Source organism: Prevotella illustrans, assembly GCF_017426725.1.
In the GTDB taxonomy this organism is placed as follows: domain Bacteria; phylum Bacteroidota; class Bacteroidia; order Bacteroidales; family Bacteroidaceae; genus Prevotella; species Prevotella illustrans.
In genome coordinates, this window is record NZ_JAERMS010000033.1 from 20,443 (window position 1) to 32,390 (window position 11,948).

Here is an 11,948-nt window from a genome sequence, read left to right on the forward strand (position 1 = left end):
ATAGTAGTTCTTCAAGGAAGTCCAAAGCAAATAAAAATAAACTTTCACTTTGACTTTCCGTTTGTTTAGCCTATCTTTGTAACGATAAGAACATATAAGCATGAATATAGCCGTTATTTTTGCGGGTGGTTCGGGGCTACGAATGCACACGAAATCGAAGCCCAAACAGTTTCTCGATCTTCATGGGAAACCCATCATTATCTATACATTAGAACTCTTTGATAACCATCCTGAGATAGACGCCATTGTTGTTGCGTGTATCGAAAGTTGGATTCCGTATCTGAATAAGCAGCTCAAGAAGTTTGAAATTACCAAGGTTGTGGCGGTTGTTCCGGGTGGAACGACGGGTCAGGACTCCATCTACAACGGCCTTTGCGCTGCCGAATCGTATGCCAAGGGGGGGGATGCCACGGTGCTGATTCACGACGGTGTACGCCCGTTGATTACCGAAGAAACCATTACCGACAACATTCGTAAAGTCGAAGAGTGCGGTTCCTGCGTTACGTGTGTGCCGGCAACGGAAACGTTTATCGTGCGCCAGGCCGATGGTTCGCTTGAGATTCCGTCGCGCGATCACTCTCTGATTGCCCGTGCGCCGCAGAGTTTCCGCTTGGCCGACATCCTTGAGGCACATCGAAGGGCACAGGCCGAGGGGCGACACGACTTCATCGACTCCTGCACCATGATGAGCGCGTATGGCTGTAAGCCCGGAACGGTTATCGGCCCGATGGAGAATATCAAGATAACCACACCCACCGACTTCTTCGTTTTGCGTGCGATGATACAGGTACACGAGGACCAACAGATATTCGGATTGTGATGAATCAGGTGTTAAAAGCTGACATCGACCGACTCACGACGCACTTCGCGCCCGACGCGGAGCTGGCGGGCAAGACGCTGTTGATAACCGGCGCGACCGGACTGCTGGGCCGCACGCTCATTCATTGCGTGCAGGCGTGGAACCGACAGTGGGCCGAGAAAACGCAGATTTTAGCTTTGGTACGCGACCGCAAGGCTGCCGAAGCTCTCTTTGAAGCTACGGATGACCTGCAGTTTGTGGAGGGCGACATGGCCCATCTTGACGCTTTGGCAACCCGGAGTTTTGATTATGTGGTGCATTTGGCGGCACCTACTTCTTCCAAATACTTTTGTTCGCATCCCGTAGAGACCATTCAGACGATTGTAATGGGCACTGATCGGCTGTTGCAAATGGCTCTTCGGCAGCGCGTTTCGGCCTTTGTCTATCTCTCTTCGATGGAAGCTTACGGCGCGGTGAGCAATGATGAGCGCCCGTTGCTGGAGTCTGACTTGGGATTTGTTGACCTGCAGTCGGTCAGAAGCAGCTATCCGGAAGGCAAGCGAATGAGCGAAAACCTCTGTTTGGCCTATTGCCGGGAATATGGTTTGCCCGTGAGAATGGTGCGGTTGTGCCAGACTTTCGGCCCCGATGTGCCACAGACGGATTGTCGGGTGACGACGACGTTCGCCCGAAACATTGTTGCCGGTACCGATTTGGTACTGAAAAGTCGGGGCGAAGCGGCCAGCGACCACTGCTATACGCTTGACGCGGTGACGGCCATCCTGCTCATTCTTACGCGTGGAACGGCCGGAGAAACCTATAATGTGGCATCGCCCGACACCTATTGCACCATTCGGGAGATGGCCGAATACATGGTGCGACACTTCGGAAAAGGCAGTAAGGTCGTTATCGACGTAGACCCCAACGCGCCTTATCCGCCACCAACAAGGCTTCGTTTGGATATTTCCAAACTGCTACAGTTGGGTTGGAAACCATTGTTTGAGCCATACGTGATGTATGAGCATTTAATCAAATCAATGGAATAAACACTTTTACATGGTTACAACCTTGCGCTTTCCGAAGATGAAAGGGCTGAGGTTGAGGAGGTCTAATGCCTTTCCGATGAGCAGCGAACCGCAAACGCAGATGACGAGAGACGCCATCCAGAAGAGCAGGGCTGAGCGGTCGAAGGCCAGAAAAGGTTGCAGCTGCTTGCAAAGAATCGTAAAAACAGGAGAGAAAAGATAAAGAAGTAGCGAGTTGCGTCCCAGAAAACAAGTTCCTTGCCGTAAACGTTGAGGCAGAAAACGAAGGATGAGCAACATGCTACTCATCGCGCAATAGACGATCATAATACCATATACAGAGGCCTTGTGAAAAAGAGACGCGTCGGTGGAAAGCAGTACCAAAACAATCAGGGCTATCCAAGATCCTTTGAATACATCGGTAAACAGGTAGCCATATTGTTTGATCAGCGCGCCGGTTAGGAAGTAGCAGGCACATGAAAAATCCATAAATCCCAGTAGGGAAAGTCCATAACAGCTTACAACCATAAGCGAAAACTTCAGTAATCGCTTGTTTTCCGTGCAGTTGCCAATGATGTAATAAACGTAACCGCATAGAATCAGCGTGTGCAGATACCAATAAGGACCCAACGGATGAACCAGAAGTTTGTCGATAAAAACCATTGGCGTGAGGTGGTCGATGTGGTCGTGGATGGGCAGTAGTGACGCCATCAGCGTATAACCGCTTTCCAATAGCAGATAGGGGACGCCCAACCATAAAATTGTTTTCAAGAAATCAACCTTTTGTTTGCCGATATTCATGAGATAACCCGACAGCAACAGGAAACCGGGCATGTGGAACGTGTAGACCCATTGCTTGAGATAAGGGTACGACTGGCCGATATACACCAGATGAAAGCTGATGACCAGCAGAATGAGTATGCCCTTCAGATAGTCGAGTTCCTCTATCCTTGAACGCGAGGCGATTGTATTCATAGGTTGATAACGCATAAAATGTAGTGGGGCAAAGTTACGATTTTTGGTGAATAATCGGGCAAGCTATCGTCAAATATAAACCTATATGCTTTTGAGAGTGATACTTTTATCCATTTATGATCTATGAAATATATGTTTTCCATAAGTTCAACGCTCCTATGGTTTGTCGAATAAGAGTCGTAAAGTGTCGTTTGGAGACGATTCTCGGGTGATAATGGGCGGCTTCTACAATATTCGTCTTGTTTTCACGTCAATAAAGTAAAGACTATGTTTTGCGTCATGCAAGGTAAATTTTACGCCATTCTATATTAATATAAGGTGAAATGAATAATACTGAATCCCATCAATCATCCCATGTGTTGGCGCTTCGGTGCGCGCCGATCTCTGTTGTTCGAATCGCGTTCATCGGACTGGGCCACCGTGGCAGGCAGTCCTTGGGTAATTATATGTATTTGGATGGTGTCGTCATCCGTGCGCTCTGCGATTTGCGTCAGGAGAACAGGGACGCGGCACGAGAGATTCTGAAGTCTCACCACAAACCAATGCCCGATGAATATGGCGGTGCCGACGACTGGAAAGCGGTGTGTCGGCGCGATGACATCGACCTTGTTTATATCTGCACCAGTATCAGATGGCATGCCGATATTGCGGTTTATGCCATGGAGCACGGCAAACACGTGGCCTGCGAAGTGCCGATTGCGAATACAATAGCCGATTGCTGGCGTATCGTTGATGCGGCCGAGCGCTACAGACGCCATTGCATGATGCTTGAGAATTGCTGCTACGACAGGTTTGAAATGGCCGCCTTGCATCTTTGTTCGCAAGGCATTGTCGGAGAAATCACGCATGCCGAGGGCAGTTATGTCCATGATTTGCGCAACATCGACTTTACCAAACGTCCCGATTACATCGGTCATTGGCTGACAACGGGCAACCCTTATCCCACCCATGGCTTAGGGCCGTTGTGCCAGACGATGAATATTCATCGGGGAGATCGGCTCGAGCGTTTGGTATCGGTTTCCAATGGCCAGTTCAATTACCCCGAAGTTGCGGGCCGCGATATGACCTCCGAGTGTCGGTTGGGCAATATGAATACAACGATTCTTACAACTTTGAAAGGCAAGACCATCGTTCTTCAGCACGATATATCCAGCCCCCGGCCCTACGAAAGGCGTTATCTGTTGAGCGGTACGCAGGGTTTTATAGAGAAGGGAAGCCATGGACGGATGCAATCGCTCATTCCCGGCGCGGACGAAATAAACGAGCAAGAAGCGTTCTTTGCCCGTTATGACCACCCTTTTTATCAGACTCATGGCGAGCAGGCGCGCCAAATCGGCTTCCACGGCGGTATGGATTTCATGATGGATTATCGCTTGATTCACTGTTTGCGCCAAGGATTGCCGCTCGATATGGATGTCTACGACGCTGTGGAATGGTCGTCGTTGGTCGAACTGACGAGCCTTTCCGTCCGGCAGGGCAGCGTTCCCGTAGAGATACCCGACTTCACACGAGGAGCTTGGAACGAATTACCACGACTCACGTTTGCGCCCTGAGCCGTCATTAAAAAGCATGGAATCCCCTTTTTATTAGGTTTTCTGTGGTCGCTTACGACCACCTATCTCGACAATATGTGTCAGAAGAAAATATGTTCTTATGTACTTATGTCTAAAAACAGCAGCTTCTGTCATCCCTTTTCTTCCATAGAGGAGTCTTTTCCCTTAATTTGATACGAATGCCGTGTGATTGCAGGCAATGAAAAAACTTGACAATGACCCCTTAAAAAGTGCCATTATTTTTCACGAAACGAATCTTTGCCCGAAAAAACGCAAGGATTTTGAGGTTTTGTTATTGCGTTGATAACCAGTAGCTTATGCATGATTAGAAGAGTGGAGGTCTGTTTCTTTCTTGTCAAAGCAGCCCTTTTACACCGCAAAAGGGCTGCTTTTGTGAGGTGAAAGCGTAGCGATGAGCGGGTAATCGCTATGCTTTGAGCCGAAAAATCTATGTTTTTGTGGGTTAAAAGCATGAAAAGCGTGGGGAAAAAGACTCATAAACGCTCTTTTTCTTGCTAAATACTACTTGGCGGAAGTCTGGATGCTATCAAAAAATGGGTCGCTTTTGGGTGTATAAAAGTTTACAAATCGGTCGTGTTTTATGTTCCGTTATTGGTCGTGTTGCTTCTCTTTGGGTGGGAGAAATGGGTGGTTTGGGCTGTGCGAATCTTTCAGAAATCGCCGACGATGTTTCTCGAAAGGAAATTGGTTGTGTGGGATTGAATGATCAAAAGCGCAGAGTTAATGATTTTTAAAACAGTTAATGTTTTGTAATTTGTATAGTGTGAAATATGTCCCGTGTGTTAAACTCATAATAAAATATGTAACTTTGCAGTCCGATTGTGGGAATACGCTTAGGATTCTCATAGCGTGGTCGTGTTAATAGCTTTTCTTTTGGCCGAGAAGAGCGGTTAGGGAATCGGCTGTCGCATCAGAGATAATGCTGTGGATGGTCTCTTTTAGACTGGAGGCGCCGCGAGGTCTCTGTTATCGAATGTAATAATAAAAGTTTTTTAGTAGTAAAATTAATTATTTAAAATGGACACTTTAAGTTACAAGACTATTTCCGTTAATAAGGAAACAGCTAAGAAGGAGTGGGTCGTAATCGATGCCAGCGATCAGGTTGTAGGTCGCCTTTGCTCTAAAGTAGCCAAGCTGCTTCGCGGAAAGTACAAACCGAGCTTCACACCGCATGTAGACTGTGGAGACAACGTAATTCTTATCAACGCTTCTAAGGTGGTATTCACCGGTAAGAAGGAAACGGATAAGGTTTACACCCGCTATACTGGTTATCCCGGTGGTCAGCGTTTCAATACGCCGGCTGATCTTCGCACACGTAAGAATGGTGTTGACAAGATGATCCGTCACGCCGTAAAGGGTATGCTTCCTAAGGGACGTCTGGGTCGTGCTTTGTTGGACAACCTCTATGTATTCGAAGGAACTGAGCATGATAAGGCAGCACAGAAGCCTAAGGCAATTGATATTAACCAGTATAAATAATAAGAATCAAGATGGAAATCATTAATGCAATTGGTCGCCGCAAGAGCGCTGTAGCTCGTGTTTACCTGACAGAAGGTACCGGTAAGATCACTATCAATAAGAAAGATTTGACAGAATTTTTCCCATCAGCTATTCTGCAGTACGTGGTTAAGCAGCCACTGCAGCTCCTTGAGGCTGAGGGCAAGTATGATATAAAGGCTAACCTTTACGGTGGTGGTTTCACCGGTCAGAGCCAAGCATTGCGTCTCGCGATTGCTCGTGCGCTCGTTAAGGTTGACGCCGACGACAAGAAGGCATTGAAAGACGCAGGATTCCTTACTCGCGACAGCCGTGCTGTTGAGCGTAAGAAGCCGGGTCAGCCCAAAGCTCGTCGTCGCTTCCAGTTCAGTAAGCGTTAATCACTGGACAAAAAGTTTAGTATCCAAACTCGGCAGACTTTATGTTTCGCGGTTCCAAAGGGGACTGTCGGCGGCGTAGATTACTGTCGGGCTGGTTCTAAGAGAATTTCAAAGGAAAGTAAACAATTTAACAAAGGAAAAGAAAAAATGTCAAGAACTAATTTTGACCAATTACTTCAGGCAGGTTGCCACTTCGGCCACCTCAAGCGTAAGTGGAACCCCGCTATGGCTCCTTATATCTTTATGGAGCGTAATGGCATTCATATCATCGATCTGAACAAGACCGTAGCCAAGATTGACGAGGCTGCCGAAGCTATGAAACAGATCGCTAAGTCGGGCAAGAAGATTTTGTTTGTCGCTACTAAAAAACAGGCCAAGGACGTTGTTGCTGATAAAGCGGCAGCAGTTAACATGCCATACGTAAACGAACGTTGGGCCGGCGGTATGCTGACCAACTTCCCAACCATTCGTAAGGCTGTGAAGAAAATGACAAACATCGACAAGCTGATGAGCGACGGTACCTTCTCTAACCTCTCAAAGCGTGAGTTGTTGCAGGTTACCCGTCAGCGTGCCAAGCTCGAAAAGAACCTCGGTTCTATCGCCGATCTTACTCGTTTGCCAAGCGCTCTCTTCGTTGTTGACGTGATGAAGGAGAACATTGCGGTGAAAGAAGCTAACCGTCTGGGTATTCCTGTGTTCGCTATCGTTGATACAAACTCTGAACCTAAGAACATCGACTTTGTTATTCCGGCTAATGATGACGCTAAGGACAGTGTAGAGGTTATCCTCAACGCCGTTTGCGGTGCTATCGCTGAAGGCTTGGAAGAGCGCAAGGCAGAGAAGGCTGACGAGAAAGCTGCCGCTGAGCAGACAGAAGAAGTAGCCGACGCAAAGCTAAAGCGTGCTCGCAAAGCTCGTAAGGAAGACGAGGCAGAGGTGGAAGTTGAAGAAGCTCCCGCAGCAGAATAAATAATCATTTTATAGGGTCTTATGGTGTTGGATAGGATCTGTATGCTCCTGTCAGCACCCTAAGCCCCTATCTTTTTTAAGCAAATACATTAAGAAAAACAATAATTATGGCTATTTCAATTGAAGATATCAAGAAGCTGCGTGCCATGACCGGCGCAGGTCTTGCTGACGTAAAGAAGGCTCTCACCGAAGCTGAAGGCGACTTCGACAAGGCTAAGGAACTGCTCCGCGAGCGTGGATTGGCTATCGCCGCTAAGCGTTCTGACCGTGAGACATCCAATGGTTGCGTACTCGTAAAGAAGGTTGAAGGCTTTGCCGCTATGGTTGCGGTGAAGTGTGAGACAGACTTCGTTGCCAATGGTAAGGATTTCATCCAGATGACACAGGAAATTCTCGACGCGGCTGTTGCTGCCCGCGCCAAGTCTTTGGACGAGGTGAAGGTGCTGAAGCTGGCTAACGGCGAGGAAGCTCAGGCTGTAGTAACTCAGCGTTCGGGTATCACCGGTGAGAAGATGGAGCTGGATGGCTACAACTTCCTCGAAGGTGACAACGTATCTGTTTACGATCACATGGGTAAGCACACACTGGCTACCATGGTACAATTCAATGCAGAGAACGAGGATGCCGGTCACAAGATTGCTATGCAGGTAGCTGCTATGAAGCCGGTTGCGCTCGACGAAAGCTCTGTTCCCCAGTCTGTAAAGGACGAGGAGTACAAGGTTGCCGTTGAAAAGACCAAGGAAGAGCAGGTAGAGAAGGCTGTTGCTGCTGCTTTGAAGAAGGCTGGTATCAACCCCGCTCACGTAGATTCTGACGATCACATCGAAAGTAATGTGAAGAAGGGATGGCTCACTCAGGAGGACGCAGACAAGGCAAAGCAGATCAAAGAGACCGTTGCTGCCGAGAAAGCTGCCAGCCTCAATGAGAGCATGATTGAGAATATTGCTAAGGGTCGCTTGGCTAAGTTCTTCAAAGAGAACTGCCTCGTAGATCAGGAATTCCAGTTCACAGAAGGTGACAAGATTACCGTTAAGGATTGGTTGAAGGCTCAGGGCCTTGAGATTGTTGCTTACAAGCGCTTCACTCTCGTAGCTGACTAATTCCGCTAACGTTTGAAAACCAAATAATAAGGGTGCACTTCATAATGAGGTGCACCCTTGTCTTTTATTCATTCTATGCTTGTCGGACGGAATTGTTTATGGAATCGTAGACAGTAAATGCCGCCGCTTATTCCGTAATTGTAACATTCACGGTGATGACTTGCCCACCGCGATCTTTCAGGTGGAAGCATTCAGGCCCTAACTTGGCGTTTGCCGGAATGTTCATACATAGGACTTCGGCCTCCAGCGGATAGTCTATGCCAAAAGAATGCTTGTCCAAGATAAAGGCGCTACAGTGCAAAGACTGCTCTTCGACGCGCCAACCGTCTCTGCCGAGCTTAATCGGAAAACTCAAACGATTGCCTCGTGCGGCTGTAACGTTCAGCTCCGATGAGGTGATGTCATAGCCTTCTCCGACCCGTACTTCCAGAAAAGCCTTGATACCCCGCCGATCTTCGATGGTGTAATAGCCTGTCGCGCCGCCTCGGTTGCCTTTGATGTAGAATACGTCCCGGTTGTCTATCGTTATTTCGGCCACGTCGCTGTTCCTGACAATTCGATATTCGCCTTCACCAAACGTGGGTTTCAGTTTGATCATCGTGCCATAGGCGAACTCCACGATATACCCCGACTGTTTCAGTTTCTCACTTGTCGACCGGATGTCGATTCTCCTTTCCTGGCCGCTTTCGTCGCTAAGTCGGATGCTGGCGTGTTCCCTTAGCAATTTCACGGTCACGTGGTTGCCGTTCTGAACGATGACGGCCGACGGATTTTTCGGGTCCGCGTCCAGCACCACAGCCGTGCATTTGCCCATGCTCGACGTGATGTCGAAGTCGCAATCGAGCGTGTCTGTCGTCAGTGTATAGGTGAGAACGTCGTTGTATTCTCCTTTCGCGGAAATCTCGATAGGTCTCGTTTCCTCTTCATGGTCGTCGCCGCAAGAAACGAATAGGAACGAAGCGAAAAGACAGCCGATCGGTAGCAGGTATCTCATAGCTTTCATAGGAATCAGTTGTTTGGTTTATTCGGTAAATATATTATCTTCCTGCGACATACGCAACAAGCCGTTGTCAAATTACCGCAACTTAACTCTTATTTAACCTTTTTGTCACTTCCCGGGCATGGGCGACCGCCCGTTATAGATATATTCCGAAAGAGAAAGTCTTGAACTGTGGGCCGTAGCCTTTCTTGAAGATGTTGTTTGGGCTGTATTTAAAGTAGAAAGTCGTATTGCACAGTGTCACGGTGCCCATCAGATCTATGGTCACCAGGTTGGTCTTCAGGTTGTTTGTCGTGTCCTTATGCTTCGTTCCATCTATCCGATAGCGGGTTTTCAGGCTGCTTTTGGTGTTGAGATTCACCACCGGCCCCAGTGAGAATCCGAAGCGTTTGTCCGTGTATTCATAGCGTAAAGGAAGCGTAACATCGACGGTATGGACGCGCGAGAAGTTGGGATTGGCGCTTTCGGCATACTTCTCGATGGCCACGACCTTGTCTTCGTTGGCCGTGAAACGGTAGTTGTCCACGATGCGATAGTTGCGCCAATCCAGGCCGATACCCACCGAGAAGGCGTGTTTGTCGCGCCAAGGGCGGTACCGATAGGTAGCTATCGTCCACCAGATTTCCCACGACTTGAATGGTTTGACGTCCATTTGTTCGGGCGCGTCCGTGGCACCGCAGAATCCCAGGGCGATGTCCGAAGTGATTTCAAACTGCGTTTTACGTTTTTTCTTTGTCTTGAACGGGCCGAACGAGATGTCCCACGTGTCTCTGTTGATGGCCGACGTCGATACATAGTTGCTGTCTACCAGCTGAATACGGTTGCTGTAGCGGTAGCTCGGGTTGTCGCTGCTGCCCTCGATCAGAATGGATTGCAGCGAGTCGCCGGTTACGACGGTTACTTTTTTCGGATTACGAACCACAATCGTGTCGTCTTTCTCTACATGGTTGGCAAGCACCGAGCCGCTTACGGCCAGCGCCAATGCTAAAAGTGATGCTTTCATCATAGTTTTATCGTTTTATTTTATTAATTTTCTTAATTCACTGATGTTCTTCACCCGTCCTTCCATATAAACCACGGTAAGGTTTATTTGCTTGTCGTTGTGCTTGGTAATGTAGCACACGAAGCGGTTGTTGGCGCCGTCGGGAATCATGGTTAGGATCATGGTTGTGTTGCGACCGCGCCGTGTCGTCTCACTGCTTACGGCATTTTGCCGGTCGCGTTCCACCAGTTCGTCCACCTTGGCCTTCTGCTCCGGTGTAGCCTGAAAGCTGTAACTGCGGTAGAAGTTGAGATTGTATTTGCTGAGCGCACGGCCTTTCACCTTCACTTCCACCACCTTTGCTTCCTGTGTTTGTGCTTTCGTCACGACCTTGCCGTCAAACAATGCGTTGACGTTCAGTCCTTGTTGGGCATACATGATGCCCCAAACCGGAAGCGTGATGAGCATGAGTAAGATTCTTCTTAGCATATCCGTCATATTGATTTGTGATGATTTCTAATGGTCGGCGTTGCCGTCATCGCTGCCGAAGAGGTCGTGCAGCTGGCGGTCCGCGCCCGTTTGTCCGGCCTCACCGATGTCGCTCATCGTGGCGGCGACACTGCTCATGATAGCAGCTTTGTCGGTCACGAGACGGTCATTGACATAGGCTTTGCAATAGTTTTGCTCACGATCGATGTGGATGAGTGTCGTGCTCATCGCCAATATCACCGCCACGGCAGCCGCTACGCCGAAGAGTTTTCGTCTGAAGCTGACCTTTAACCTACTCTGCGTGGTCGTTTTCCGCGTCGTTTGCTTGTCGGGCGCGATGCCGATGAGGCTCAATGACACGAACATCTCGCGCAGCGGAAGCAGCTCTGTCGGAATATCATCGCCCCGAAAGAAGCGATACAGTCGTTGTTCTTCCGCAAGAGTTGTTTCGCCTGCGAAGAAGCGGTCTGCGAGTTGTTGGATGTCTTCCTTCTTATTCATTGATTTTTTCGTTTAAATAGCTGTTTCTGATGGCCTGCCGGGCTCTGCTCAGCGCCTTTCTCGCCGCCACTTCATTGCTCCCGACGAGGGCCGCTATGTCCTTCATCTCCATATTTTCCATGTGCCGGAGCCGGATGAGCGTCTGCTGTAAGGTGGGCAATCGGTCGACGATTTTCATCATTTTGTCGATTCGTTCGTCGTCCTCATGGCTTTCATCGATAGTGTATTCGCCGATGTCCTGCCTCCGGGCCCGTCGTCGAATCAGGTCGATGCAGTGGTTGCGAACAAGAACCGTGGCGAAACCGTCAATCGGCATGCGCAGCGTATCGCAGATCTGCCACAGCTTGAGCAACACGTCCTGCACTACGTCCTCGGCTTCTTCCTCACCGCCCATGTATTTCCGGGCAATGAATACCAGCTGCGGTCTGACGCGTTTGACCTCTTGTTTATATTCGTCGACAGTCATCGAATTTTGCGAGTTCTTTGCTATGATTACGTAATAAGGTGCTTTTTGTGACACGGAATTTATAAAAAAAACCAATAGTGTCCTAAATAATTTTGTGAAAACGCATACAAAGTTGCATCAAATTATTTGATTTGATGTATTTTGTTCCAATGGTAAAGAGCACATACCCCCTCTCCGGCTTCATCACTTGT

14 protein-coding genes are annotated in these 11,948 nt (G+C 48.6%); 8 read left to right on the top strand and 6 right to left on the bottom strand.

Annotated features, from left to right (window positions below):
* Positions 1 to 100: 100 nt before the first annotated feature.
* On the top strand, positions 101 to 820 hold the full coding sequence (locus JHU38_RS09515; RefSeq protein ID WP_025880218.1) for an IspD/TarI family cytidylyltransferase: 720 nt from the start codon (positions 101 to 103) through the stop codon (positions 818 to 820).
* On the top strand, positions 820 to 1,845 hold the full coding sequence (locus tag JHU38_RS09520; protein WP_107582071.1) for an NAD-dependent epimerase/dehydratase family protein: 1,026 nt from the start codon (positions 820 to 822) through the stop codon (positions 1,843 to 1,845). Before JHU38_RS09515 ends, JHU38_RS09520 begins: the two co-directional genes overlap by 1 nt.
* Before the next feature lie 6 nt (positions 1,846 to 1,851).
* Here JHU38_RS09520 and JHU38_RS09525 read toward each other — a convergent pair whose 3' ends face one another.
* Positions 1,852 to 2,799, bottom strand: coding sequence for an acyltransferase family protein (locus JHU38_RS09525; RefSeq protein WP_232369912.1), 948 nt, complete (start codon positions 2,797 to 2,799; stop codon positions 1,852 to 1,854).
* Between the two features lie 323 nt (positions 2,800 to 3,122).
* Here JHU38_RS09525 and JHU38_RS09530 point away from each other — a divergent pair, with 323 nt between their 5' ends.
* The 6 genes from JHU38_RS09530 to tsf all read left to right on the top strand — a co-directional run bounded on the left by JHU38_RS09530 (position 3,123) and on the right by tsf (position 8,319).
* On the top strand, positions 3,123 to 4,352 hold the full coding sequence (locus JHU38_RS09530; protein WP_107582073.1) for a Gfo/Idh/MocA family protein: 1,230 nt from the start codon (positions 3,123 to 3,125) through the stop codon (positions 4,350 to 4,352).
* Positions 4,353 to 4,906: 554 nt separating this feature from the next.
* A complete protein-coding gene (locus JHU38_RS09535; RefSeq protein ID WP_146157014.1) occupies positions 4,907 to 5,107 on the top strand; it encodes a hypothetical protein in 201 nt (66 codons plus the stop codon).
* 283 nt (positions 5,108 to 5,390) lie between these two features.
* On the top strand, positions 5,391 to 5,852 hold the full coding sequence (gene rplM / locus JHU38_RS09540) for a 50S ribosomal protein L13 (protein WP_107582074.1): 462 nt from the start codon (positions 5,391 to 5,393) through the stop codon (positions 5,850 to 5,852).
* Positions 5,853 to 5,863: 11 nt separating this feature from the next.
* Positions 5,864 to 6,250 (top strand): 30S ribosomal protein S9, encoded by a 387-nt coding sequence (rpsI, locus tag JHU38_RS09545; protein ID WP_107582075.1) that lies wholly within the window; start codon positions 5,864 to 5,866, stop codon positions 6,248 to 6,250.
* Positions 6,251 to 6,397: 147 nt separating this feature from the next.
* Positions 6,398 to 7,219: a 30S ribosomal protein S2 gene (gene rpsB / locus JHU38_RS09550; protein ID WP_107582076.1), complete on the top strand. Its 822-nt coding sequence runs from the start codon at positions 6,398 to 6,400 to the stop codon at positions 7,217 to 7,219.
* A gap of 107 nt (positions 7,220 to 7,326) precedes the next feature.
* Positions 7,327 to 8,319 carry a translation elongation factor Ts gene (tsf, locus tag JHU38_RS09555; protein WP_107582077.1) on the top strand — a complete coding sequence of 331 codons (993 nt, stop codon included), beginning with the start codon at positions 7,327 to 7,329 and terminating at the stop codon, positions 8,317 to 8,319.
* A gap of 127 nt (positions 8,320 to 8,446) precedes the next feature.
* Here the strand turns inward: tsf and JHU38_RS09560 are convergent, their stop codons facing one another.
* From JHU38_RS09560 to JHU38_RS09580, 5 genes are all read right to left on the bottom strand, one after another.
* On the bottom strand, positions 8,447 to 9,322 hold the full coding sequence (locus JHU38_RS09560) for a hypothetical protein (RefSeq protein WP_107582078.1): 876 nt from the start codon (positions 9,320 to 9,322) through the stop codon (positions 8,447 to 8,449).
* A 133-nt stretch (positions 9,323 to 9,455) separates the two neighbouring features.
* Positions 9,456 to 10,325, bottom strand: coding sequence for a hypothetical protein (locus JHU38_RS09565; RefSeq protein ID WP_232369913.1), 870 nt, complete (start codon positions 10,323 to 10,325; stop codon positions 9,456 to 9,458).
* Positions 10,326 to 10,337: 12 nt separating this feature from the next.
* Positions 10,338 to 10,790, bottom strand: coding sequence for a DUF6108 family protein (locus JHU38_RS09570; RefSeq protein WP_107582404.1), 453 nt, complete (start codon positions 10,788 to 10,790; stop codon positions 10,338 to 10,340).
* A 27-nt stretch (positions 10,791 to 10,817) separates the two neighbouring features.
* A complete protein-coding gene (locus JHU38_RS09575; RefSeq protein ID WP_107582080.1) occupies positions 10,818 to 11,291 on the bottom strand; it encodes a hypothetical protein in 474 nt (157 codons plus the stop codon).
* Positions 11,284 to 11,757 carry an RNA polymerase sigma factor gene (locus tag JHU38_RS09580; protein WP_107582405.1) on the bottom strand — a complete coding sequence of 158 codons (474 nt, stop codon included), beginning with the start codon at positions 11,755 to 11,757 and terminating at the stop codon, positions 11,284 to 11,286. Before JHU38_RS09580 ends, JHU38_RS09575 begins: the two co-directional genes overlap by 8 nt.
* Between the last annotated feature and the right edge of the window lie 191 nt (positions 11,758 to 11,948).